At 45.3% G+C, this 23,103-nt stretch carries 17 protein-coding genes; 13 read left to right on the top strand and 4 right to left on the bottom strand.

Annotated features, from left to right (window positions below; all coding sequences use genetic code 11):
* Window positions 1-12: 12 nt before the first annotated feature.
* From A5883_RS11335 to arcC (A5883_RS11325), 3 genes are read left to right on the top strand one after another with little or no spacing between them, the layout of a single operon-like run.
* Window positions 13-1,275: a DUF1116 domain-containing protein gene (locus A5883_RS11335; protein ID WP_005234461.1), complete on the top strand. Its 1,263-nt coding sequence runs from the start codon at window positions 13-15 to the stop codon at window positions 1,273-1,275.
* A gap of 38 nt (window positions 1,276-1,313) precedes the next feature.
* Window positions 1,314-2,177, top strand: a complete 864-nt coding sequence (locus A5883_RS11330; RefSeq protein WP_086338594.1) for a DUF2877 domain-containing protein — start codon at window positions 1,314-1,316, stop codon at window positions 2,175-2,177.
* Window positions 2,150-3,085 (top strand): carbamate kinase, encoded by a 936-nt coding sequence (arcC, locus tag A5883_RS11325; protein WP_015509188.1) that lies wholly within the window; start codon window positions 2,150-2,152, stop codon window positions 3,083-3,085. Before A5883_RS11330 ends, arcC (A5883_RS11325) begins: the two co-directional genes overlap by 28 nt.
* Before the next feature lie 30 nt (window positions 3,086-3,115).
* Here arcC (A5883_RS11325) and A5883_RS11320 read toward each other — a convergent pair whose 3' ends face one another.
* Window positions 3,116-4,747: a PucR family transcriptional regulator gene (locus A5883_RS11320; RefSeq protein ID WP_086338593.1), complete on the bottom strand. Its 1,632-nt coding sequence runs from the start codon at window positions 4,745-4,747 to the stop codon at window positions 3,116-3,118.
* A 130-nt stretch (window positions 4,748-4,877) separates the two neighbouring features.
* On the opposite strand from A5883_RS11320, the gene A5883_RS11315 reads away from it, so the two are divergent.
* From A5883_RS11315 to abc-f, 4 genes are all read left to right on the top strand, one after another.
* Window positions 4,878-6,092 (top strand): pyridoxal-phosphate-dependent aminotransferase family protein, encoded by a 1,215-nt coding sequence (locus A5883_RS11315; protein ID WP_086338592.1) that lies wholly within the window; start codon window positions 4,878-4,880, stop codon window positions 6,090-6,092.
* A 151-nt stretch (window positions 6,093-6,243) separates the two neighbouring features.
* The gene (locus A5883_RS11310) at window positions 6,244-7,494 is read left to right on the top strand and encodes an MFS transporter (RefSeq protein ID WP_005225368.1); all 1,251 of its coding nucleotides are present in this window, start codon (window positions 6,244-6,246) and stop codon (window positions 7,492-7,494) included.
* Between the two features lie 18 nt (window positions 7,495-7,512).
* On the top strand, window positions 7,513-8,781 hold the full coding sequence (locus A5883_RS11305) for a dicarboxylate/amino acid:cation symporter (RefSeq protein ID WP_016610612.1): 1,269 nt from the start codon (window positions 7,513-7,515) through the stop codon (window positions 8,779-8,781).
* Between the two features lie 359 nt (window positions 8,782-9,140).
* On the top strand, window positions 9,141-10,610 hold the full coding sequence (gene abc-f, locus A5883_RS11300) for a ribosomal protection-like ABC-F family protein (protein ID WP_086338737.1): 1,470 nt from the start codon (window positions 9,141-9,143) through the stop codon (window positions 10,608-10,610).
* 156 nt (window positions 10,611-10,766) lie between these two features.
* Here abc-f and A5883_RS11295 read toward each other — a convergent pair whose 3' ends face one another.
* The 3 genes from A5883_RS11295 to A5883_RS11285 form a co-directional block, all read right to left on the bottom strand.
* Window positions 10,767-11,912 (bottom strand): cation:proton antiporter, encoded by a 1,146-nt coding sequence (locus A5883_RS11295; protein ID WP_060791741.1) that lies wholly within the window; start codon window positions 11,910-11,912, stop codon window positions 10,767-10,769.
* A 203-nt stretch (window positions 11,913-12,115) separates the two neighbouring features.
* Window positions 12,116-12,913 (bottom strand): alpha/beta hydrolase, encoded by a 798-nt coding sequence (locus A5883_RS11290; protein WP_016610618.1) that lies wholly within the window; start codon window positions 12,911-12,913, stop codon window positions 12,116-12,118.
* On the bottom strand, window positions 12,910-14,487 hold the full coding sequence (locus A5883_RS11285) for a PucR family transcriptional regulator (RefSeq protein WP_086338591.1): 1,578 nt from the start codon (window positions 14,485-14,487) through the stop codon (window positions 12,910-12,912). The genes A5883_RS11290 and A5883_RS11285 overlap by 4 nt, the downstream gene beginning before the upstream one ends.
* Before the next feature lie 116 nt (window positions 14,488-14,603).
* On the opposite strand from A5883_RS11285, the gene fdrA reads away from it, so the two are divergent.
* The 6 genes from fdrA to allD are packed head-to-tail and all read left to right on the top strand — an operon-like array spanning window position 14,604 to window position 22,959.
* Complete coding sequence (gene fdrA, locus A5883_RS11280) at window positions 14,604-17,612, top strand: DUF1116 domain-containing protein (RefSeq protein ID WP_015509195.1); 3,009 nt, start codon at window positions 14,604-14,606, stop codon at window positions 17,610-17,612.
* Entirely contained in the window at window positions 17,602-18,423 is an 822-nt protein-coding gene (locus A5883_RS11275; RefSeq protein ID WP_086338590.1) for a DUF2877 domain-containing protein, read from the top strand. The genes fdrA and A5883_RS11275 overlap by 11 nt, the downstream gene beginning before the upstream one ends.
* Before the next feature lie 15 nt (window positions 18,424-18,438).
* On the top strand, window positions 18,439-19,689 hold the full coding sequence (locus tag A5883_RS11270) for an MFS transporter (protein WP_086338589.1): 1,251 nt from the start codon (window positions 18,439-18,441) through the stop codon (window positions 19,687-19,689).
* Complete coding sequence (gene arcC / locus A5883_RS11265; protein WP_008379201.1) at window positions 19,686-20,618, top strand: carbamate kinase; 933 nt, start codon at window positions 19,686-19,688, stop codon at window positions 20,616-20,618. Before A5883_RS11270 ends, arcC (A5883_RS11265) begins: the two co-directional genes overlap by 4 nt.
* A gap of 13 nt (window positions 20,619-20,631) precedes the next feature.
* On the top strand, window positions 20,632-21,849 hold the full coding sequence (locus tag A5883_RS11260) for a dicarboxylate/amino acid:cation symporter (protein WP_086338588.1): 1,218 nt from the start codon (window positions 20,632-20,634) through the stop codon (window positions 21,847-21,849).
* 48 nt (window positions 21,850-21,897) lie between these two features.
* Window positions 21,898-22,959 (top strand): ureidoglycolate dehydrogenase, encoded by a 1,062-nt coding sequence (gene allD, locus A5883_RS11255; protein WP_086338587.1) that lies wholly within the window; start codon window positions 21,898-21,900, stop codon window positions 22,957-22,959.
* The last annotated feature ends 144 nt before the right edge of the window (window positions 22,960-23,103 follow it).

Genomic DNA, 23,103 nt, shown 5'->3' with positions numbered 1-23,103 from the left:
GAGGAAGTTATCGTGTACGAAACTATTGAAGAAGCAAACCAAGCCGTTATTGCCAAGATCGTTGCCGGTTCGCCTTTTTTGCTGGATGTCGTTCCAGCAGTCAGTGTCATTCCAGAGTTAGGTGAAGGAAAAGTCCTATTGCATGCAGGACCACCGATCCGCTACGATCAGATGATCGATCCGATTCAAGGTGCTTGTGTTGGTGCGGGGCTTTTTGAAGGCTGGGGCGAAACGGAAGAAGAGGTACGTCATTTATTAGCATCTGGGGAAGTTCAACTGATTCCTTGTCACCACGTGCAAGCGGTTGGCCCAATGGGGGGCATCACCTCTGCCAATATGCCAGTGCTCGTAGTGGAAAACAAAACCGATGGCAACCGAGCGTATTGTACGATGAACGAAGGGATCGGGGCAGTTTTACGATTTGGCGCCTATTCTCAAGAAGTCATTGATCGCTTGCATTGGATGAAAAATACGTTAGCGCCAGTTTTAAGTGCTGCACTACAAACAAAACCCGATGGCTTGAACATCAATGTCTTAGTCGCAAAAGCAATCGCCATGGGGGATGAGTTCCATCAACGGAATATCGCTGCTTCGTTGGCGTTCTTAAAAGAAGTAGCACCAGCGATCGTTACTCTGGAAGGATTTGAAAAAGAAAAACCAGAAGTCATTCAGTTTCTAGCAGACACGGATCAGTTCTTCTTGAATATCATGATGGCTTCTTCAAAAGCGGTGCTTGATGGCGCCCGGACGATTGAAGAAGGCACGGTTGTGACCGCAATGTGTCGCAACGGGCATGAATTCGGTATCCGTATTTCTGGCATGGGAGATGAGTGGTTTACTGGACCTGTCAATACACCAAAAGGGCTGTATTTCTCAGGATTCAGTGAAGAAGATGCCTCTCCAGATATGGGCGACAGTGCCATTACGGAAACCTTTGGTGTTGGGGGAATGGCAATGATTGCTGCCCCAGCTGTGACACGCTTCGTTGGTTCTGGGGGATTTCACGATGCGTTGAAAACCAGCAATGAGATGTTAGAGATTTCCATTGATACCAATCCGAATTTTCCCGTTCCTACATGGGACTTCAAAGGGATCTGTTTAGGGATCGATGCTCGTAAAGTCGTAGAAACAGGGATCTTACCGGTGATCAATACAGGGATCGCCAACAAACAAGCTGGACGGGGACAAATTGGTGCCGGGACAGTGACACCACCAATGGATTGCTTTGAAAAAGCTGTCTTGGCTTATGCAAAAAAATTAGGATTTGAAGAATAAATCAGGAACTGAAAACGTGAAAAAGGAGCAACATAGTGATGATACAGGCAAAATGGATCGACCAAGCTTTATTTGAACCCGCATTTATCAATGACAACTGGCTCGTTCACAGTGTGTTTCAGCATAGTTTCAATCTGCAAGATCCTCGTCAGGATCAGCTGATCTTTGTCTCCAAACAAGCGGCTCGCGTGCCCAAAGGGATGATTTTAGCTGCCGACGATTATGCAGCATTGGCGACAGGCTTAGTTGCTGGTACCACTCTTTTGGTTCAGCAACGGGTGATCCATTTTCCGCATCATCGTCTGTCTTTTCAAAAGGCAGCCCAATTTACAACCACCTTTCCAGCTGGCACAGTCCCATTTGATCGAGAACTGTTTTGGTCAACCCTTCAAAACGTCACGGAAAAGACGGGGATTCAAGAAGCTGTTTCAGCAACCATCCGCAGCAATCATCCGTTTTATGACGCAATCGATCAGCTATGCAAGCCTTCATTTAAGGAACAACGGCAAGCAGTCGCTTATTTAGTCGGACGGGGTGTCGGATTGACCCCCACAGGCGATGATATGCTAGTTGGTCATTTACTGGCTCGCCGAGTGATGGGGCAAGAAGATACCCGCTTGGTGGCTTATCTACAAAGAAGGCTGTTGACAGTCAATGATTTAACGACTGACGTCAGTAAACATTATCTTCTGCATGCACTGACAGGCGCATTCAATCAATCGGCATTATCCTTGACCAAGTGTACCGATTCAGTGGCTTTTTCCCAAGTAATTAAAGAGATACTAGCGATCGGTCATACCTCGGGGGCCGACTTTTTGGCAGGGTTTGCTCGCAGTATCGATCAATTTCAAAACAATAGAAATGAGGAATTCATATGGCAAAACGAGTGGTCATCGCTCTAGGGGGCAATGCAATTTTAAAACCGAATCAACCAGCGACCGTTGAGACACAGCTTGCAAATATCCAGTTAAGTGCAGAACAGATCGCTAAAATCGAGAAGCTTGACCATCAAATCGTCGTGACGCACGGCAATGGTCCGCAAGTCGGCAATATTTTACGACAAAATGAAGAAGCCAAAGAAGTCGTGCCGCCTTTTCCACTAGATGTCTGTAATGCAGAGTCACAAGGCTTTATCGGTTATTTAATGGAGCAAAGCATCAAAAATAAAATCGAGCAAGAAGAACTGACCAGCAATGTCGTGACCTTATTGACCCAAGTGGAAGTGGCAGCGGATGATCCCGCGTTTGAAAAGCCAACGAAGCCGATCGGCTTGTTCTACTCAGAAGAAGAAGCAAAAAAGATGGCTGAGGAAAAGCATTGGGTGATGGAAGAAGATGCTGGACGTGGGTACCGTCGCGTCGTGCCATCTCCACAACCTGTGACGATCCACGGCGTGGAATCAATGGTTCATTTATTGAATCAAAATACCATCGTGATCGCTGGTGGTGGCGGAGGGATTCCAGTCGTAAAACAAGCGGAAGGCTTGAAAGGGATCGAAGCAGTCATCGATAAAGACCGAACCGGAAAGAAATTGGCAGAACAAGTGGATGCCGATGTATTTATGATGCTGACCGACGTCAACAACGTTTATATCAATTACGGAACACCGGAGCAAGAAAAATTAACGGGCTTATCCGTAAGTGAAGCGCAAGCATATTTTGATGCGGGGCATTTTGCAGAAGGTAGTATGGGGCCGAAAATGGAAGCGGCGATTGCGTTTGCCAAACAAGGAAAGACAGCAATCATCTGCTCATTGGAAGAAGCGGACTTAGCATTGTTAGGTGAAGCAGGCACAAGGATCGCTGGGTAACACCAGCGATCCAACTGCTTGATTCGCCTATTAGTCGCCTTCTTCGGACAGCTCAAGGGCTAAACGCAGATCCAGGCTGATGCTAGGATCATGCACGTTTTTTCCTAGTAGCTTTTGACACTGTTCGATGCGGTATTTGATCGTGTTGCGATGAACGAACAAGGCTTTGGCGGTGCGGGTGATCTCACATTGATAATCCAAGTAAGCTCGTAAGGTTTTGCGCAATTCGATGGTGGCATCTTCTTGCGGAAACGCCAATTCTTTAAGAATCGTACGGCAGAAATAATGGATATCTTCAGGACTCATTTTTTCAAATAGACTCCGCATTCCCCGTTGATGGTAGAAAGAGACGATGGACGAATCATGTTGGCCTCTTCGTTCTTCATAAGCAGTCTTTGCTTCGATGTAGGAGCTGGCTAAATCATTGATACTTTCACAGATACTCCCTACCCCAAAGGCCATTCGAAATGGCAACCGATTGGTCAAAGCATTGGCGGTCTCGATCAAATGGTCTTCTAAGGCGTCACACTTGTGCTGCACGAAAATCGCAAAGTGATTGCTGCCCTTTAAGCGAAAGAGACAAACATCTTTGATGCGATAAGGCAGTTGTTCACTAAACCACTGATAAACCAAGTCACTTTCTTCTTTTAAGTATTTGTCTTTGCCTTTGGTTTCTTTGGTTGGTTCGCAGGCACCATAGATGACACGATAATGGCGGGCTTTGACTAACCCGTAAGTCTTTCCGAGATCTAACCAATCCTTTTGTTCTTGCTTGGTGGATTGCTGGTATTCGATCATCCGTGTTAAAAAGTCACTTTTTAAATCTTCAAAAGATTCTTGCACTTTTTGGTTTTTGTAGAGCATAAATGACAAGACCAGTGCTGCTTGTTCCAGCGCAAAATCCGAGACAGGATAAGGAATTGCCTCAGGATTCAAAATGACTAAATAATGCGGGAAATAAGTGGAGGTTTCAATGGCATAATAAGAAATTTGTGACGTTTTTTCATGGAGATCTTTGATAGGGATCGCCCCGCTTTTTTCACCAGTAAAAACCCCTTTCGTTTGTCCTAATTGATGGATGTAGTACTCCGCGGGTTTTGACATGCGGGTGAAATGCTTGGAGTGAGCAATCACTTGTTTGAAAGGATTCAACAAAATGATCGGTGTATTGACCATTTGGCCAAAATCAGCGATAAAGCGAGCGATGCTGACATCCTTCATCAAGGAAGCAGAGAACCGTTTTTGGATATCTAAGGCATAACTCAACTGCTCGGTTTTGGTGTTCCATAGTAAATTCAAAAGCTGGTGCATCAAACGGCCCAGCGGCATCGTGGCAGGTACTTCTACGATGGGGAAACCTAAACTATCGGCGTAGGCGATGACTTCAGGATCGATGACATCCAAAAAACGACCAATCTTGATGCCTAATCCAGCGGCATTTTTGGCTACGAGAGAATCGATCAGCTCCAGAAGCGCTCCTTGATTATCTTTATAAACCATCGCCGTACTTAAGATAAAGGTATGCTCAGGAATATAGTGGGCGATATCGGGGGTCTCGGTAATTTCGATACTGTCGACGGGAATTTCCGCAGTCAGGGGATCTGTCAATAAACGCAAATTGGAAAAGCGTGGTATAGCAAGCAATTCAGCAACTAACTTCATAGAGAAACTCCTTTTGGAATTGAACAAAATAAACAAAAATATGTCCTTTTTTAGCTTTATTGTACAACAAACTTGGAAACGTTGACAAGGCGTTGGACAGTGAAATCAAAAAGAGAAATGAGGGGAAAAGATGTATAAAGAGTTAACGATCGCACAACGTACGATCATGACACCTGGGCCTGTAGAAGCCCATCCTGCTGTTTTACAAGCAATGACCAATCGCATTTTGGGGCAGTTTGATCCGAATTTTTTGGCGATCATGGATGAGGTCAAAGAAATGATCAAACAACCGTTTGGAACCAAAAATAAAGAAGCATTTGCCATTGACGGGACTTCCCGAGCTGGTTTAGAAGCGGCGCTGATCGCTTTGATCGAACCAGGGGACAAAGTCTTGATCCCAGCCTATGGGCGCTTTGCTTTCTTACTGGGAGAAATCTGTGAACGTGCTCAAGCACAAGTCAAATATGTAGAAAAAGAGTGGACGGCTCCTTTTGCACCCGCAGAGGTCATCAAAGAAATCGACGCATTTCAACCTAAGATCGTGGCGATGGTCCACGGGGAAACCGCCAACGGGCAAATGCAGCCGTTAGCAGAAATCGGGCAGTATTGTCGCGCAAAAGATATTTTCTTTGTCGTTGACATGGTGGCGACTTATGGTGGCGTGGCCCTGTCAGTCGATGATTGGTGTGTCGATTTAGCGATTGCCGGTACACAGAAGTGTTTAAGTGTGCCGTCTGGTCTTTCATTAGTGACCTACAACGATCGCGTCGAAGCCGTCCTTAATGCCCGTTACCAAAAAGAATTAGGCTTGAGTAAAACGGATCGAAACAAGCGGCACATTATGAGCAATTACCTGGATTTGAGTCAACTGCAACGCTACTGGAACACAGAGCGAATCAACCATCACACAGAAGCGACGAGTATGATCTATGCGCTTCATGAAGGATTACGGATGCTGCTAAACGAAGGCCTTGATGCAGCCTATCAACGTCATTTGACGAATGAAGGCGCGTTGGTCGCTGGACTGGAGGCAATGGGGCTGTCGATTTATGGGGAAAAAGCAACCAAAATGCCGACAGTTACCCCCATCTTTATTCCAGAAGGGGTTGATGGCGAAGCTGTCCGAGAAGAGATGCTTCACTCCTTTGGTGTAGAGATTGCTAGTTCATTTGGTGATCTAAAAGGAAAAATCTGGCGGATTGGAAATATGGGCTACAGCAGCCGCAAAGAAAATATTTTACATGTCCTAGCCGCGTTAGAAGGGGCACTATTGTACCAGCAAGCACCAATTTCTGCTGGCAAAGCGCTCATCGCTGCGTTAAATTACTACCAAAAAACGACTTAAATTTTTAGCACAAATGCACAACGACTGAAAGCGCTTTGTGAAAAATGACAAATGCAATCGTCGGCAAAAAAACGTACACTAAGACTATCTTAAAGCGCTTTCGTTGGCGTGCTTCACAAACCTTACTTGTGTAACTGATGGAGGGAAAAAAATGGAAATCAATAAAGAACGTGGTGGGCTTGCCTACTGGAAACAAATTATTATCTTAATGTGTTCAGGCTGGGTCACTATCTGGATTTATCGCGCTGCGTTATCTCCAGTCTATCCGCAAATCAATGAGTCACTTGGCGGCAATATTTCTGATACAGCATTAGGATCGATTGCCAGCTTTTACTTTTTCGGCTATGTAATCATGCAGATCCCGGCCGGCTTTTTGGTGGATAAGATTGGGAAGAAAACAGTTCTGCTTCCAGGATTCGTGGTATTTGCACTGGCAGCTTTACTGATTTCACAAGCCTCTTCAATCTCCATGATCTATACCGGTAGCTTTTTAGCAGGGATCGGCTGTGGGTCATTTTACGGTTCAGCGTATTCTTTGACCTCACAGAACATTCCGAAAGAAAAGAAGAGCTTCTCAACAGCGATCGTCAATAGTGGTTCTGCCGTTGGTTCAGGGTTTGGGATGATCTTATCAAGCTTTATCGTTATTCAGATGAACATGCCTTGGCAAACAATGATGTATTTATCCGCTTTCTTGATCGTTTGTATGACGATCGCTTTTGCATTGGTGATCCGCAGCAACAAAGAAGACGTGGCTTTCTTGGAGAGCCAAGCAGCAGCTGAAGAAGAAACAACGGATCAGCCGAAAGAAAAAGTTTCCCTTTCGACCTTGTTCTCACTGCGGATGCTCTTTACTTATGTGTTATATTTTGCGACGTGTTATGCCTACTATATGACGGTTACTTGGCTACCAAACTTCTTAGGAACAGAGCGAGGCTTCCAAGGAGTCGCGATCGGCTTCTCTTCTTCATTGGTAGCATTTGCTTCCATTCCTGGGGCATTGTTCTTTAGCCGCTTGGCAGACAAATACATGCACAAAAAAGTAACTTTTATCGTTATTTTAGAAGTATTGGCGGCGTTGATGTTATTAGTAACGGTGCAAGCGACAAATTCGACCTTCTTAATGATCGCGTTGATCTTGTACGGGTTCCTTGGGAAATTAGCGGTTGAACCAATCATCATTTCTTGGCTAGGGGAAAATGCACCCAAAGTTGGGGTCGGTACGACATTAGGGGTCTTCAACTTTTTCGGCATGATGTCTTCCGTTATCGCACCAACATTGACCGGATCGATCTCGGATGCAACAGGTTCAAAAGTAATGGGCTTTTATATCGCAATTATTTTGTTGATCGGTGGTACATTCTTATTCTTGACTGTAAACTCTAAGAAAACAGCCAAGTAGAAAAGTGAGGCACAACAGATGAAAAAACGATCCTTAAAAATCAGTTTGACCAACCAAATCATGATTGCAACGGTATTGGGGATTTTTTGGGGCGTTTCCTTTCCCGGGTTAGGTGATCAAATGCAGCTAGTCGGGGACTTCTTCTTGCGACTGATTCAAATGTCTGTGGTCGTGCTGGTCATGGGCTCGGTGATTGAAGCGGTGGGGGGACTTGATCCAAAAGAATTAGGTGGGATCGGCGGGAAAGTCTTCCTCTGGTTTACTGGATCGACCCTCGTCGCCGCTATTTTCGGTCTCTTGTTCGCCTTGATCCTCAAGCCTGGCGCAGGCCTTGATCAGTCCCTGCTGCAAAGTACAGAAACCGCATTAAGTACCAGCAGCATGGAAGAAGTCATCTTAAACTTTGTTCCACTGAACATTATTCAAGCCATGGTGGAGCAGAATATGATCCAAGTGATTATTTTTTCGCTCTTCTTTGGCCTTGCCTTGAGCTTGATCAAGCATGAAAAAAAGAATCAGCTGTTTCTAGATATGATCAGCAGTTTTAATAATATTTTGATAAAAATGGTCAACATGATCATGAAGTTGGCGCCGATCGGGATTTTCGGCCTTGTTGCTTCCTTAGTAGAAGATACCGGTATTCGTGTGTTGGGAATGTTAGCCAGTTTTTTATTGACGTTAGCAGCAGCATCTTTGCTCTTTTTGTTTCTTTGGTTTCTCTTGACGTCGCTCTATTGCAAAGTTTCCTTGTTTCGTTTGATAAAGAACATGTGGCGCCTCTCGGTGGTTTCCTTTACGACCACCTCCTCTGCTGTTTCATTGCCGTTTCAAATCGAAGATGGCAAAGAGCGATTTGGGATCAGTGATCGAATCAATAAGCTCGTGATGCCTCTGGGCATGACCTTAAATAGCAATGGACTCTCCTTATTTTTAGCCCTGGCAATCGTAACCGTTGCTCAGGCGTACCAGATCCAATTGAGCTGGGGGGATCTTTTGCAAGTGGTCTTGTTGTCCTCGTTGGCATGCTTGGGAACGATCGTCGTTCCAGGCGGCGGATTAGTCACACTGGCTACGGTTTTACCTATGTTAGGACTGCCTAATGAAAGCATCGCCTTACTGGCTGGGATCGATTGGTTTTCTGGGATGTTTCGGACCCTCTTGAATGTTGACCCTGACGTCACAGTGGCGTTGATCGTTGCTCATGATGAAGGAGAACTGGATCATGCAGTCTTCAATGGTGAAAAAGCCTCGGTCAAATTAGCAGAAAAAATCACCGATGGCGTATAAGACCAATCATTCTTGTGATGAAACTTTACTCTTTTTTGAAAACGTGCTACGATTGATTCGTTGATAGACGAAAGAAGCTTCCTGAAATACCGTGAACGGTAACCAGTAGCGGCTGATTTTCCGCTGGTCATTCAACAGACAACTACGACAAAAAGAGGAGGAAAAAACATGACAGCATCGATGAAATTGTGGATTGACCTTTTGAATAGCTAATTTAAATCTATTTCAAAAGTCTAGGCAATCGTGATTTCAAGGGATGAGTGTCCTCTTTTTTCCAATTTCTTATTAAAATCAGGGTATAGCGGTAGGCTATGCCCTTTTTTTGTGCTTGCGTTTTCCTAGACGGGAAGGACAGACTGATTGAACAATTAAGTGTAAAAATAAACAATCTAATCAAAAATTATGGGTCCAAAGAAGTACTGAACATTGAAGAACTGAGCACCTATCAAACGGATCGTATCGGGATCGTGGGAGCAAACGGGCAAGGCAAGTCTACCTTGCTGAAATTGATTGCGGGAGTCGTCGATCCTGATTCAGGAACGATCCAAAAAGAAAATTCGTTTCACTATTTCCCGCAAATCGCTGAGGTGACTGAAAAGACGGATGCCCTTGACTGGGCGCTGTTCGGTCGTTTTTCGATCCCAACAAATGAATTGGCGACACTAAGCGGCGGGGAGGAGACCAAATACCGATTGGCACAAACGTTATCTTCCTATCAGTTAGGACTTTTGCTCGATGAGCCAACGACCCACTTGGACCAGCAAGGAATTCAAGTCTTGATTGAGGAATTGCAGTATTATTATGGCACCCTGATCGTGGTCAGTCATGATCGGTATCTATTGAATCAGCTGGCAACGAAAATCTGGGAAGTCGATCAAGGAAAAGTCACCGAGTATGCTGGCAATTATGACAGTTACCGACAGCAAAAAGAGCAAGCGGCACAGCGTATTGACTGGGAGGCTGCGCAGTATCAGCAACAAAAACAGCAGTTGACCCAAGCAATCCAAAAGAAAAAAGAACAAGCGATCAAGAGCAGTCGCATTTCTGAAAAAAAGCGACAGCAGAACATCCGACCAGACCGTTTGTCGTCATCAAAACAAAAAGACACGGTGCAAAAGTCATTGCAAAAAACAGTCAAAGCCATGGAAAGCCGCTTGGATCACTTGGAAGAAGTGAAGGGTGTCGCCCGGCAGCAGGTGATTCGTTTTCCAGTAGTCCCTGCAGTGGAGCTGCATAATAAACGACCGATTCGTGGGGAGCAAGTAACCATTCAAAGAGGGGCGAAACGTTTGCTAGACAGCAGCAGTTTCCAGTTTGCTGCCGGGAAGAAAATCGCTATCGTGGGTCCGAACGGTTCGGGAAAGTCGACTTTACTAAAAGAAATCATCGCAGGTGGAGAGGGAATCTATGTATCACCGAAAATCGTCTTTGCGGTCTACGAGCAAATGGGCTATCGAAAAAACAGCACCACACCGCTTTTGACGGAATTGATGGCTCAAACAGACTATCAGGAACCACTGGTCCGCAGTATTTTACACAATCTGGGATTTAGCCAGATTGACGTGATGAAGCCAGTCAATGTGCTAAGCGGCGGAGAAGCGACACGGGTCGAACTCGCACGCATCTTTACTCAACCTGCCAATGTTTTGATACTTGATGAACCGACGAACTTTATTGATCTGCCGACAATCACCGTCTTGGAACAATTGATTCGCAGCTATCGAGGCATGGTTTTGTTCACATCTCACGATCAAGCGTTTATCGATGCCGTCGCGGATGATGTGTATCAAATCGATCATGGAAAATTAACATTGGTTTCCAGTAACTAGCTGCATTGTCGCTTTTATAACTGTATAAAGAAAAACAGCGCGGAAAAGGAAGCGACCGCCCAACGTTCGATCAACAATCGGCCGTTGAGCGGTCACTACAAAACCCGTTCTGTTTTTTTCGCAATCATCGGTATCGCCTAGCTGTTGCTACATCGCTTAATAAATCTTTTTCGTAAAGTATTTTAAGATCAGGGGAGAGATCAAGGTACTCAACAAGACAACGATCACCAAAGGGGAATACAATGCGGACGAAATCAATTGGTTTTGTTGACCAATCTGCAAAATGATCAATGCCATTTCACCTCGGGAAATCATTCCAGCTCCCACCATCCAAGCACTGTTGTTCGAGAATTTCGCGATTTTCGCCCCGACATAGCCGCCGACCAGTTTGGTCAAGATCGCGACCACGGTAAAGGCAAGAATAAAGAATAATTGCTCATTTAAGCGGGAAAAATCAACTTCTAAGCCAACGCTGACAAAGAACACCGGAATGAAGACGGCGTAACCTAATGCTTCGACACTGTGTTCCACTTCCTCACGAACCTTCGTTTGACTGACAGCGATCCCTGCGAAGAAGGCACCAATGACAGAGCTTAACCCAACGAGGTCAGCAAGATACGCCATTCCTAAGCAGATGATCAGTGACATGATGATCACCGCGGAATTTGCAAATAGCTTTTCTGCAAGTGCCAATAAGAACGGAGCGATCCATTTCACTAATAGAAAAATCAACACAAAATAAATCAATTCTACCAATAAGGTGACCGGCAGTGGTGTTGCTTGGCTGCTTTCGCCGCCTAAAAAGGAAAGGCTAAGACTCAAAACCAACACGACCAAAATATCATCCACGACGGAAGCACCAAGAATCGTCGACCCTTCTTTCGTATTCACCACATTCAACTCTTTCAATACTTCGACAGAAATACTGACTGAGGTGGCAGCTAATACGATCCCGAAAAAGAACGCTTCTGTGGGACTGCTTTGAAAACCGACCCCCGTGGCATACCCGAAGAGCATTGGGAACACGATCCCCAAAAGGGCAACGAGCATCCCAGGACGAAAATAGCGTTTCAATAAAGAAATATCACTTTCCAGTCCCGCTAAAAACATCAGCAAAATAACACCAATCTCTGAAAAATCATGAACCAGAATATCTGGATGGACCCAATTGAGTCCTGCGCCTCCTAATAAAACCCCTGCTAACAACTGCCCGATAACAGCAGGAACGCCCATCCGTCTCGCCAGATGCGAGAAGAGGGTCGTCGTGATTAGGATCAAACACAAAATCCCGACAAAATGCATAAAACCTCATCCTTCTTTCCTATAACATACTCCCCTTTAGTATAGCATTCTCTCTTGAATTGAGCCTGTATCAAGCCTTTTTTATTAAAAGAGTTTCATTAAACCACACGTTTTTTGAGATAAGGAGGAAGCGAAGGCAATCAGAGTTTTTCTGTGCACTCGTCGAAATAAAAAAACATTATTTTCACTTTACTTGTATCAAATTATTGTTTGAGCCAACGGGCGAGCTGCTGAAACACCATTTGGACTTGCGGCTCCTCGACGTTTTTCAAAAAGTCGTGGGGCAAATCATAGACAGGGACAAATTTGCTTTTAGGCACTTTCTTCAAGCCTTTGCTGTAACGAAAAGGAACTTCCTCATCGGTACTGCTGGCACTGCTGAAAATTGGAGGAAATTGAGCAAGCAGCTCAGGATCAATGGCATAGTCAGAAAGAGCTTCAGCTGTTAGACCATAGATCGTGGTGAGTTCTTGCTGTTGAACCCAATAAACATAAGGCAAATAGCGCTGAAACTGCGGATCATCCCAAACGATCTCGGTTTGATCCAAAGAAGGGACTTGCTCTTTGCTTAAGAGCGGCTGCTGCAAGACTCGTTTGTTTTCAATAAAAGAAAGATCGGTATACCCATAAAAATTGACCAGTTTTTCAGGCAATCTCTGTTGTTCCTTCAGTAATTGCTGGGTCAGCGCCAGCATCAAATAACCGCCAGCTGAGCGTCCGCAGAAACAAAACGGGTTATCTTTAAGCACAGTTGCTTGCAATTCTTGAAAATTTTGCCAGTTCAGCGCCAAAATCTCCGCTAACGAGGAATTGGGCGCCAGTAAATAATCGACTGTGAGGACGCTGTATTGCTGCTCTTGAAATAGTGCGATCAGTGATGCGGGAATGTCTTGACGGGTTCCATAAACAAAACCGCCGCCGTGAAAGTAAATCAGGTATTTCTCCGAAGCAGGATAAAGGGACACCGAAGCACCGGTGGTCAATTGCCATTCTTTTTTCATTTTGCTTGACTCCTTTTCTGAAGCTCTAATAAATAGGTGCCGATCTCGTAATTGACTAATTGGATCGGACTTGTCAGATCGATCTCTAGTAGCTGTTCGATTTTGCTTAGCCGATAACGAATCGTTTTGGCATGAAGAAACAAGGTTTCAGCCGTATTTTTGTAATTGCGATTCGTGATAAAAAAGGTATACAGCGTTTTGAACAGCTCTTCATTTTCTTCCGAGAGTTGATACAGCTTCGGGGGAATGCTTTGCTGCAGCTTTTCCAGTTGGTTCTCCTTGATAAAGGAACTAAAGATACCTAAGTCGCTATAGGCAATGATCGGCGCCAAATAAAACTGCCGATTGAAGCGGATCGCATCCAAACACTCTGGCAGGATCTCTTTGATCTGTTCCTTGCGCAAGACTTCGCTGACCACCAAGCAGCCATGTTCATCGGCTAACAGGGCATCATCAAAATGTGTCTGCAGCATCTGTTTCGTCACCTGATGGGCGATCGATTGGAAATTATAGAGGATCACCAAATAATTGTGGTGTTCAAAAAAGACGTGGGGTGTTTTCAACGCCCGTAGCTTGTGCAAAACGACGGACTTACGCTCCTTATCTTTAAAGCTGTTGGAAGCAAAGGCAATGCCTTGGTAGAAATCGTAGCGATCCAGTTGCGCTTCTTCTAACAAAAGATCCAGCTCAGACAAATTACTAGGAGTGTTTTGTAAGATCGCATCGGCCAGATTGTTCATGCGATTGTAGCGTTCTTTCTTCAACAAATACTCCATTTGGAGGCGTTCATAAATGACGTCGATCACATTTTCAATGATCATGACTTTTGCCTCACGGATCTGCGAATCTTTCTGATAAACGATCAAGGTACACAGATCATTGTAAGGATTGATGATCTCTACTTTTATGGCGGTCACATATTGATTGTTCTCATGAGAAAATAATTCCAAATATTCGTAGTGGTTCTTGGTAAACTCGATGGTTTTCATGGGTTCTTGTTTGGTCACCACGAAATTCTTAAATGATTGACCGACGGACACATGCACATCTAAATGGGGGATGCGCAACGAACAAGGCTTTTCGATCAATTGATAGAACTCCTGCATGATCTGATCGAAAGAAGAGTGGTTGCGCTCAACTTTCATGAAGCGCTGGCGAACCTCGTAATAGGTACGCAGCAGCTGGGTTTGGTGATTTAGCAATGGTTCGTAAACCGCTAGCATGATGGCTTCATAGCTGACTTCTTGCTGCACTTTGATCAAAGGGATCTGATAAGCAAAGCTAAGCTCAATCACCCAATCTGGGATCATAGGGATCAAGCGATCCACTTTGATCACTAAACCGCTGACACCGATTTGCTGCATTTTTTCAAAAAAAACACGCAGTTCCTCAGGGGATTGGTCTTTGAAGGCATAAAAAGAAGTCAAAATTAATTGATGGGCTTTGCTCCACTTCTCAATGTCCATCGCTTCCAGCACCATGACGGAACCAACGGAATTTGTTAAACCAATGGAGCCAGTCAGGAGTTTACTTTTTTCAAAAAGCGGCAGTTCAACCAATTCTTTTAATTTCATAAAACGCTCCTTTTTTCTCTTTTGGATAAAAAGTATAGCATTTTTTTAGAACTTTATCCAATGAAAACGCAAACAAGGCTCATTAGAATGAGAGTATAAGAAAAGGAGGAGAACAAATGCTGCACACAGTAATCTTAAAGAATAACTACCAAGATTCCATTAACTTAATGCTGCTGACGAATACGATCAATGATCTAGGCGATGTCGAAATGAGTCAAATCATGATGGGGACGGATGCAAACAAAGACATATTAAATAACACTGGCTTGCTTTCTGAAGAGGCTGAAGGTGCTTCACCCAACGATATGATGATCGTAGTCGATAGCCAAAACGAACAGATCATGGATCAAGTAATGCCAGCGATCGATTCATTTTTAGCTGATCTTTCAGCAAAAGATCAAGGCAAAGAAACGCCAGCGGCGGCTTCATGGCAAGAAGCCTTGAGCGCAATGCCGGATGCCAATGTTGCATTATTTAGTATTCCTGGGGAATATGGCGCAGCCGAGATGGAAAAAGCCTTGAAAAATGATTTGCATGTTTTCTCGTTTACGGACAATGTCGCTATCGAAGATGAAGTGCGTTTGAAAAAGCTGGCTCATGAAAAAGGCTTATTGATGATGGGGCCAGACTGTGGGACCGGTATTATTTCCAGCATTCCGATTGCCTTCACGAATGTCGTGGCACCAGGAAACATCGGCGTCGTTGGTGCCTCTGGTACGGGGATTCAAGAAGTTACGACGATCATTGACCGATTAGGCGGTGGTGTCGTTCATGCCATCGGGACCGGCGGACGTGACTTAAGCGACAAAGTTGGGGCGATCACTGTCAAAGATGCCATCGTTGCTTTAGAAAATCATGAACCGACAGATGTGATTTGCGTGATCTCGAAACCACCTGCAAAAGAAGTGCGAGATGAAGTCGTTCAATTGCTGCAAAGTATCAGCAAACCAGTGGTAGCGATTTTCTTAGGAGAAAAACCAGAAGCCCATGAAGGAAAAGTCTATTTGGCACATACTCTGGAAGAAACAGCGCGCATCGCTGTTGATCTTGCCAATGAAGAACCCGTCAAAGCGAACTATTTTGAACGCGTGGCAACCCCAGATGTGCCCAAACTCGCTGAAGACAAAGTGGTCAAAGGTCTTTATTCTGGCGGTACATTAGCTGCCGAAGCAGGAATGCTGATCTCCGAAGCCTTGAATCTAGAAGGCCTTGTAAAACAAGAAGGCTATATCTTGCATTCCCACGGCTATGATGTGATCGACCTTGGTGATGATATCTATACCCAAGGCAAACCGCACCCAATGATCGATCCTGAAGTGCGCATCAAAAAAATCGAAGACTATGCGCAAGATGAGCAAACCGGGGTCATTTTATTTGATGTGGTGTTAGGTTACGGCGCACATGCAGATATGGTAGGTGCACTGTTACCAGCCATCGAAGCTGCACAGCAAACAGCCCAAGCAGCCGATCGCGCGTTGTACTTTGTTGCTACCGTCTGCGGAACTGAAAAAGATCCGCAAAACTATCAAGAAGCAGTCAACCGTTTGAAAGCAGCTGGCGTCTATGTGGCACCAAGCAATGCTCAAGCAGTGCAATTAGCCCTCGCCTTAAAAGGGGCGACTCTTTCTGAAGCAGACAAAGCGGTCAATGACTATACTGGTAGCAAAGTTGAGGTGCCGACAGTTAGCGAGAAAGTGATGGAGCTGTTGACCACCAAACCACGGATCATCAATGTTGGCTTGCAAAGCTTCAATGAATCGATCCTGCAATATGGCGGGAAAACAGAACAATTTAACTGGCGTCCTCGTGCCAACGGCAACAAGAAAATGATCCGTATTTTAGACGCGTTAGAAGAATTTGACGAAAAAATCACAGCTGAAAACCAAGCAGTGACGGATAAAATCAAAAATGCCCAACCATTCTTGATCGATGTCGTTCCAGCTAAATCAGTGATTGCTGAATTAAACGAAAGCCAGAAAACCTTGCTGCATGCAGGACCGCCGATCCAATGGTCGGAAATGACGGGACCGATGCAAGGGTCTTGTATCGGCGCTGCCTTGTTTGAACGCTGGGCGAAGGATGAAGACGAAGCCCGCCGCTTACTCGAAAGTGGGGAAGTCCGCTTTATGCCATGTCACCATGTCCAGGCAGTTGGACCAATGGGCGGGATCACTTCTGGGAATATGCCTGTCTTTGTGGTTGAAAACCGCCTTGTCGGCAACAAAGCCTACTGTATTTTGAACGAAGGGATCGGTAAAGTCTTACGATTTGGTGCCTATTCACAAGAAGTCATCGATCGTTTGGATTGGATCAAAGACGTCTTAGGACCAACCATTGCCAAGGCATTGCAATTAACAGAAGAAGGCATCAACTTGAATGTATTGATTGCCCGGTCGATCACAATGGGGGATGAATTCCATCAACGAAATATTGCAGCATCATTGAACTTTTTGAAAGAAATCGCGCCGTTGATCATCCAAACAGAGATCGATGAAAAGCAAAAATATGAAGTGATCAAGTTCTTAGCAGATACCGATCAGTTCTTCTTGAATATCATGATGGCAACCGGGAAAGCCATCGTTGACGGTGCCCGTGTCGATGCTAAAGGAACGATCGTGACCACCATGACGAGAAACGGTGTTAACTTTGGGGTTCGTGTCGCCCAAACAGAAGACCAATGGCATACTGCACCAGTCAATACGCCGAAAGGTTTGTACTTTACTGGGTTTACCGAAGCAGATGGCAATCCTGATATTGGGGACAGTGCCATTACTGAAACCGTCGGTGTCGGAGCAATGGCGATGGTAGCCGCACCAGGGGTAACACGCTTTGTCGGCGCTGGGGGCTTTGAGGATGCGCTGGAAACTTCCAACGAAATGGCAAAAATCTGTTTCGGTCATAATCCGACCTTCTCGATCCCAACATGGGACTTCCAAGGGACTTGTTTGGGGATCGACATCCGCAAAGTCGTTGAAACAGGCATCACCCCAATCATCAATACTGGGATCGCCCATAAAGAAGCAGGTGTCGGTCAAGTCGGCGCAGGCACGGTGCGTGCACCGTTAGGCTGTTTTGAAAATGCTTTGACGGCTTATGCGAAGGATCTGGGGATCGATGTTGACTGAGAAAATCAAAATCAGTGATTATCTAGACCCACTGCAACGATTCGGTCGTACCGGTCGGGTGCATAGCGTGTTTGATCGTTCATTCAATGTGATGATCGGGCAGCAGCTGGTCAATATCAACAACTATCGCAACTATTTGACTGGCTTCGGGGTCTTTTTACCTGATGCATTGTTTGTACAAGTCCTACCTTTGATCGAGGTCGGCAATCGGGTGCAAGTCCGAGAGCATGGTCTGACCTTTTACAGCACAAAAGGAACATTTTCTCTTTCATTAGAGGAGAAAGAATTGGTTTCGCTGCAGGTGAAGGAGTTAACTTTCACCTCAGCGGAATTGCAGCTTTTGAAAGAAATACTGCTTCAACAAAAACTAGAAACCAAGATTGGGTTGCCAGAAGATGAGAAAACCCAAGCAGTGTTTGCGGCATTGCGGCAGCCTGTCTCAGATTGGGAACCAATCATTGACCACCTGATTGGCCGCGGCAAAGGATTGACACCTAGCGGCGATGATCTTCTCGTTGCCTATCAAGCGATGCTCTATGCCTTGCAGCAGCCAGAAGCCGAAACGTTAGCGCAAGCATTGGCAAAACCGCTGTCTACGACGGATGTCAGCCTTGCATATATTCAAAGTGCCAGTCAAGGGTATGTCAATTCGGTAATGCTGCAATTATTCCAAGACGTAAAAAGTAAAAACCCGCAGGTGCTGGAAAACGATGTGCAGCAGCTGATGTCCATCGGTCATTCGTCAGGCAAAGATCTTAGCTTTGGGTTGTTGTTAGCGTTGGAGTCATTGTCACTTGAGGAGAAAGAATAGAAAAGGGGAGAAATCATGGAAATCAGTAACCAGAAAGATGCGGTCAAAGTAAGCAATTCTTACTGGAAAAAAGTCGTTGCTATTTTCTTTGTCGGCTGGATTTTAATGTACGCCACACGGACGATCTTCAATCCAATCATGGGTGTGATCGGTGAAGAATTCAATTTAAGTAACACACAACTAGGACTTGCCAATAGTATTTTCTTTTTGACTTATGCCGTTGCGCAAATTCCTTTTGGGATTATCGGCGACAAAATCGGTCGTAAATTAGTGATCGCTCTAGGCTTTGTTTTATTGGCGGTGACTACGTACTTCAGTGGGCTAGCCACAAGCTTTGTTTTGTTTTTAGTGATTCGTGCCATTGCAGGGATTGGTCAAGGTGCCTATTACGGTCCGCAATACGCATTGTCTACCGAAGCGATTCCCGACAACAAACGAACCGTCGGAAATGCCATTATCAACAGTGGGATGGCGTTTGGAACGTCTGGCGGGTACTTGCTTTCTAGTAAATTGGTCTTGGATAACGGGGGCCATTGGAGCCAACCCTTCTTCCTAATGGCGATTCCGACCTTGATCGTCGGTGTCTTGTTCTATTTTGTTTTGAAAGAAAAAGTGATTCGTCCAGAAGATGAAGGACAAGAAATAAAAGAAGAAGAGCCGAAAGAAAAGATTTCCTTGAAGCAGATTTTTTCAAACCGCAATCTCGTGGCAGCCTTTGTTCTATGCTTTACCAGCATTTATGCAAACTTTGTGATCATTACTTGGCTGCCGCAATTCTTGATTGCCGAGCGTGGCTTTGAAGGGGCGAGTGTCGGCTTTATTGCTTCCTTAGTCCCATGGGCATCAATTCCAGGTGCGTTGATTTTTGCTCGATTGAATGATAAAACAGGCGCAACGAAAAAATTAGTCTATTTATTGGTCCCATTGGCGACCCTTTCCGTATTTGCCATTGCCTTTGTAACGGATCGTACCTTATTGATCACTGTCTTGATTTTGTATGGATTGACTGGCAAGCTGGCGCTTGATCCAATCGTCGTGACCTTTGTGACGAAAAACGCACCGAAAGGCGCCTTAGGAACGACTTTGAGTGCTTATAATTTTATCGGGATGTCGGGGTCGATCTTAGCACCTTATGTTACTGGCTTTTTAGCCGATTCTTTAGGATCGATGCAGGTCGGGTTTTACCTGTCTTGTCTATTACTGCTGATCGGATTAGGTGTTTTTGCCGTATTAGCAAAGGAAAATCAGAAGGAGAGCATAAAATGAGTTTGAATGTGATCGCGTTAGGCGGCAATGCTATTTTAGATAAAGACCCTAGTGATGAAGGACAAAAAGCAGTTGTTGCGCAAGCAGCACGTTATATTGCCGATTTTGTCGAAAAAGGGGAAAAAGTCATTGTTTGTCACGGCAATGGACCACAAGTCGGCAACTTACTGTTGCAGCAAAAAGCAGGGGAAAGTGAAAAAAATCCCCAATTGAAATTAGACAGCTGCGTGGCTATGACCCAAGGAAGTATCGGTTATTGGCTGCAAAATGCCTTGATCAATGAGTTTGCCACACGTCAAGCACATCCTTCGGTGATCTCATTAGTCACCCAAGTTCGTGTCGATCCAGCAGATCCATCCTTTGAGAAACCTTCCAAACCAGTCGGACCTTTTTATAGTGAAGAGGAAGCCAATGCTGCGATGGCAGCCAATGGCGGGGTATATCAAGAAGATGCTGGGCGTGGTTACCGTAAAGTGGTTCCATCTCCGAAACCGCAAGAAATCGTTGAAAAAGAAGCCATCAAAACATTGGTCGATGCTGGTGTGATCACGATTTGCGCCGGTGGTGGTGGCGTACCTGTCGTTCGAAACGACAATGGGTTTACTGGCGTGGAAGCCGTCAACGACAAAGACTTTACCGCTAGTGTCTTAGCAAAAGACGTGCAGGCCGATCGCCTGATCATTTTGACTGGTGTCGACAATATCTACATCAATTACAACCAGCCGAATCAGCAAGCCCTAGGGGAAATCAGTGTGGCACAAGCCAAGGGCTACATCGAGGAAGGCCATTTTGCAGCGGGTAGTATGTTGCCAAAAATAGAAGCTGCGATTGATTTTGTCGAAGAAGATGCAGCCAGAACCGCGATTATTACCTCAATCGAAAAGTTAGCTGAACTGGATCAGCATACAGGAACCATACTTCGAAAATAAAGAGGGGATCAAAGTGAAAGCAAAAAAACTACCGATGGTGACGCAGATCGTTATTGCCGTTCTTCTAGGGATTCTTTGCGGTTTGTTCTTTGGGCAAGCCGCTTCGTTCCTAAAAATTTTGGGCGATCTTTTCTTGCGTCTGATGCAAATGGCGATCCCATTATTGATCGTTGGCCAAATCATTCAAGCAGTTGGGGGGATTGCCCCGAAAGAACTCACTCGTTTGGGTGGAAAAACGATCGCTGTCTTTGGGATTTCCTCCTTATTCGCTGCTGCATGGGGCGTGCTGATGGCGCTCTTCTTTGTTCCAGGCAAAGGGATCGACTTTTCACAAGCTGCCGGCGAACCTCTGCAAGCACAAGAAATTTCTATATCAGAGACAGTGATCAACTTTATTCCCACGAATATTTTCGATGCGTTGAGTAAAGGGTCAATTATTCAAATCATCGTTTTTGGGTTATTTTTTGGTGTTGCCCTCAATCGCTTTATGCAAAAGAAACCTGAGTCAGCTCTTTATGGGCTGATCGTGGATCTGAATGAGGTCGTCATTGCCATCATTCGTTACGTGATGATCGTGGCACCAATCGGTATTTTTGCTTTGATCGCTTCAACGATCAGCTCCCTGGGCTTGCAGATCATTTTGCCATTAGGCAGCTATTTGCTCGTCTACGGTCTAGCCACCGTCACGTTCCTTGGACTGTGGCTAGTCTTGTTGACCGTGTATTGTCGGATCAATCCGTTACGATTGATCAAAAATATGAAAAATATGTCGGTCATGGCATTGGCGACAACCTCCTCTGCCATCACGCTGCCGATCGCTATGGAAGAATCCCAGAATAAATTAGGACTCAGTAGCCGCATCACCAATTTGGTATTGCCGTTAGGGATGTCTTTGAACAGCAATGGGTCAGCGATGCATATGGCGATTACAGTCATGACGATCGCCCAAATGTATCAAATCAACTTTGACGGGATCCAAATGGTGACGGTAGCTGTAACTGCGACTTTCGTTTCTTTAGCCAATGCAGTTGTTCCCGGAGCGGGGTTAGTTTCCTTGGCAATCATTGTTCCCCAGCTCGGTTTACCAATCGAAAGCATTGCGCTATTTGCTGGTGTCGAATGGTTTGTTGGCATGTTGCGGACGATCTTGAACGTGAACTCAGACGTCTATTCAGCGCTTTTGATCGCTAAATCAGCTGATGAACTTGATCATCGCGTGTTTAATCAATAAGAGAAGCCGTTGCCAAGCGTGCTTCTCTTTTTCTAAGGAGGAGAAAAGATGGAAGAAATGAGCAGACGTTCTCTGCTGGAATTAGAAGCATTGATGAAAAAGAAACTCTTGGCTGCTGGTTTGCCAGAAGCCGCTGCCAGTGAAACAGCGGCACATTTGACCTTTGCGGATGCTTGCGGGATCCATTCTCATGGTGCCGTGCGGATGGACTACTATGCCGAGCGCTTAGTAAAAGGCGGCATCACGCTAGAACCAAACATGTCTTTTGAAAAAACAGGCGCCGCTACTGGAATTTTTCACGGAGATAACGGCATGGGGCATTATGTGTGCAACGAAGCGATTGCGATCGCCATTCATCTGGCGAAAGAAGCAGGGATCGCTGCAGTAGGAATCGAGCAGACCAGCCATAGCGGGACGATGGCGTATTACGTCAAACAGGCTGCTGAAGCCGACTTAGTGGCGATCGCCATGTGTCAATCAGATCCGATGGCGGTGCCTTTTGGTGGGACCGAAAACTATTTTGGTACCAATCCAATTGCGTTTGCAGCACCACGAGCCAACCATCCACCGGTGGTTTTTGATATGGCGACAACGGTTCAAGCGTGGGGCAAAATTTTGGACGCTCGCTCGAAGAAACAGCAGATTCCCGATACTTGGGCCGTAGACGAGCAAGGCTTGCCTACCACCGACCCGTATGCAGTCCAAGGATTATTGCCAATCGCTGGTGCCAAAGGGTATGGCTTGATGATGATGGTGGATATTTTAGCCGGCTCGATGCTGGGCTTAGCTTTTGGTAAACAGGTCACCTCCATGTATGCGGATTTGACGGAAAAACGCCGCTTAGGACAATTTCTTCTTGTGATCGATCCGTCTCGTTTTACGGACACCGAAACCTTCAAGCAAAGCGTCGATCAGATGGTGACTGAGCTGCATGCAATCCCGCCAGTAAAAGGGCAATCACAAGTCTACTATCCTGGAGAGATCAGCCAAATACACTTTGAAAAAGCTCAGCAAGAAGGGGTCATGATCCCCAAAGCGATCATCGATTATCTCGAAAGCGAAACCCTCCATTTTGATCGCTATGGTAGTCAAGATTCCTTTGCTAAATAAAGATCTGCAGAAGACGGTTGGTTCATAGGGGTATTGAACCAACTGTTTTTTTTGCTGTGTGGAGCAAAGAGGATTTTTCCGTAAAAAATCGCAGCTTTTTGACAGGAGCAGACGAATTCTTTGAGTTGGTTCATTTTTTTCAAA

The sequence above is a fragment of the Enterococcus sp. 5B3_DIV0040 genome (genome assembly GCF_002140755.1).
Lineage (GTDB): Bacteria > Bacillota > Bacilli > Lactobacillales > Enterococcaceae > Enterococcus_D > Enterococcus_D casseliflavus.
This window is presented reverse-complemented; position numbering and strand designations above follow the sequence as displayed.

Excerpts from the sequence above, each read along its gene's own strand:
- A5883_RS11315 (WP_086338592.1), top strand. The coding sequence starts at position 4,878 with ATGTATAAAGAGTTAACGATCGCACAACGTACGATCATGACACCTGGG.
- A5883_RS11320 (WP_086338593.1), bottom strand. The coding sequence starts at position 4,747 with ATGAAGTTAGTTGCTGAATTGCTTGCTATACCACGCTTTTCCAATTTG.
- A5883_RS11285 (WP_086338591.1), bottom strand. The coding sequence starts at position 14,487 with ATGAAATTAAAAGAATTGGTTGAACTGCCGCTTTTTGAAAAAAGTAAA.
- fdrA (WP_015509195.1), top strand. The coding sequence starts at position 14,604 with ATGCTGCACACAGTAATCTTAAAGAATAACTACCAAGATTCCATTAAC.
- A5883_RS11310 (WP_005225368.1), top strand. The coding sequence starts at position 6,244 with ATGGAAATCAATAAAGAACGTGGTGGGCTTGCCTACTGGAAACAAATT.
- A5883_RS11290 (WP_016610618.1), bottom strand. The coding sequence starts at position 12,913 with ATGAAAAAAGAATGGCAATTGACCACCGGTGCTTCGGTGTCCCTTTAT.
- A5883_RS11270 (WP_086338589.1), top strand. The coding sequence starts at position 18,439 with ATGGAAATCAGTAACCAGAAAGATGCGGTCAAAGTAAGCAATTCTTAC.
- allD (WP_086338587.1), top strand. The coding sequence starts at position 21,898 with ATGGAAGAAATGAGCAGACGTTCTCTGCTGGAATTAGAAGCATTGATG.
- A5883_RS11295 (WP_060791741.1), bottom strand. The coding sequence starts at position 11,912 with ATGCATTTTGTCGGGATTTTGTGTTTGATCCTAATCACGACGACCCTC.
- A5883_RS11330 (WP_086338594.1), top strand. The coding sequence starts at position 1,314 with ATGATACAGGCAAAATGGATCGACCAAGCTTTATTTGAACCCGCATTT.
- arcC (WP_008379201.1), top strand. The coding sequence starts at position 19,686 with ATGAGTTTGAATGTGATCGCGTTAGGCGGCAATGCTATTTTAGATAAA.
- arcC (WP_015509188.1), top strand. The coding sequence starts at position 2,150 with ATGGCAAAACGAGTGGTCATCGCTCTAGGGGGCAATGCAATTTTAAAA.
- A5883_RS11305 (WP_016610612.1), top strand. The coding sequence starts at position 7,513 with ATGAAAAAACGATCCTTAAAAATCAGTTTGACCAACCAAATCATGATT.
- A5883_RS11275 (WP_086338590.1), top strand. The coding sequence starts at position 17,602 with ATGTTGACTGAGAAAATCAAAATCAGTGATTATCTAGACCCACTGCAA.